The 1,319-nt window shown below is 21.5% G+C and carries 5 protein-coding genes; all 5 read left to right on the top strand.

Going from position 1 to position 1,319, the window contains the following annotated elements; all coding sequences use genetic code 4:
* The first annotated feature begins 66 nt into the window (after positions 1 to 66).
* Genes C6B38_RS09920 through C6B38_RS04140 form a run of 5 tightly spaced genes read left to right on the top strand, consistent with a single transcriptional unit; the run spans position 67 to position 1,150 of the window.
* The gene (locus C6B38_RS09920; RefSeq protein ID WP_162475859.1) at positions 67 to 213 is read left to right on the top strand and encodes a hypothetical protein; all 147 of its coding nucleotides are present in this window, start codon (positions 67 to 69) and stop codon (positions 211 to 213) included.
* 44 nt (positions 214 to 257) lie between these two features.
* Entirely contained in the window at positions 258 to 395 is a 138-nt protein-coding gene (locus C6B38_RS09915) for a hypothetical protein (protein WP_162475858.1), read from the top strand.
* A gap of 2 nt (positions 396 to 397) precedes the next feature.
* The gene (locus C6B38_RS09910; protein WP_162475857.1) at positions 398 to 571 is read left to right on the top strand and encodes a hypothetical protein; all 174 of its coding nucleotides are present in this window, start codon (positions 398 to 400) and stop codon (positions 569 to 571) included.
* 1 nt (position 572) lies between these two features.
* Entirely contained in the window at positions 573 to 806 is a 234-nt protein-coding gene (locus tag C6B38_RS04145) for a pentapeptide repeat-containing protein (RefSeq protein ID WP_105298761.1), read from the top strand.
* On the top strand, positions 806 to 1,150 hold the full coding sequence (locus tag C6B38_RS04140) for a hypothetical protein (RefSeq protein ID WP_105298760.1): 345 nt from the start codon (positions 806 to 808) through the stop codon (positions 1,148 to 1,150). The genes C6B38_RS04145 and C6B38_RS04140 overlap by 1 nt, the downstream gene beginning before the upstream one ends.
* Positions 1,151 to 1,319 lie beyond the last annotated feature (169 nt).

Raw genomic sequence — 1,319 nt, 5'->3', positions numbered from 1 at the left:
TAATAATTATGGCTTATCAACGGCAATTATTGATTTAAAAGATATTGAATGAAAAAGGTAAATAATATGGAAAAAATAAAAAGAAATATTGCTAAATTATTAATTTCAATAACTGATGGTGAATTTGATGGATATGGGCAAAATACTATGAAGCAAATGATTTATGCTGAATTAGAAAAAATTTTTAATCAAATTAATAAAGAAAGTTTTTAAAATACGAAATATACAAAGAATTACAAATAAAGGAGATAAATAATATGTGAAAAGATGAAGATGGCAAAGTTTACACAGAAGAAGATTTATTTAATGAAGCATTAGAAGAATGTCATTCAGAAGAAAGTGCTTATGACTATATTGATACTTTAATTGCAGAAAAGAATTTGGAGGAAATTTAATAATGAGTAAGTTTATTTCACATTGTAATTATTGTGCTGGTTATTTTGATTTCTCAGATTATGATATCGAAAATAAACCATTAGAAACAATTAATAAATTTAAAATTAGAAATCATAAATATTACTTTAATAGTTATAAAGGAATTAAAAATATTAAAAATAAGGAGGAATTATAAAATGAAAAAATTACAAGATTTAATTAAAGATTTAACAGGAGTTACTGTTGAAAATTGAAAAATAAGAGAATATTTAAGAATTGAAGTATTAGATTTACAAGATGCTGATTTATATAGTGCTGATTTACATTGGGTTGATTTACGTTGGGCTAATTTAACTAATGCTAATTTAGATAAGGTTAAAATTACAAAAGAACAATTAGAACAATTAACTGTTATTGAGGAGGATGAATAATGAATATAACAGAATCAATTAAATTTAACAAACTAAAAGAAGAAAATAAAGCACTTAAAGAACAATTAGATATGTCACATTATTTTAATCAAAATTTAGGTAAAGAATTTGCTGAATTAAAACAACAACAATTATATAAAGAAGATATATGAATAGATTTTATTCGTTGTGAAGAATGTGAAGAAGAAATAGAAATATCAGGATTAACAAAAGGAATTAATAAAATTACAAGTGAATTTGAGCACTTTGATGAATGCATGACTAAAATGTACGAAGATTTAACAATATATTGTAGAATAGATAATTCTAAATATGACAAATTACCTAGTAAGGAGAAAAAATAATGGATGTAATAAAAAGCGAAAATCAAATAAATCAAATTATTAAAACAAATAAAGATTTAGATGATTTTAAAAATAAAGATGAATTTATTATCTCAACATTAAAAAAATGTGTGGCAAATAATTTACTATTTTTAAAAAATATTGATAATGATTTAAAAAATTTGAATAA

The organism is Spiroplasma sp. ChiS (assembly GCF_002968355.1).
Taxonomy (GTDB): domain Bacteria; phylum Bacillota_I; class Bacilli_A; order Mycoplasmatales; family Mycoplasmataceae; genus Spiroplasma; species Spiroplasma citri.
This window is presented reverse-complemented; position numbering and strand designations above follow the sequence as displayed.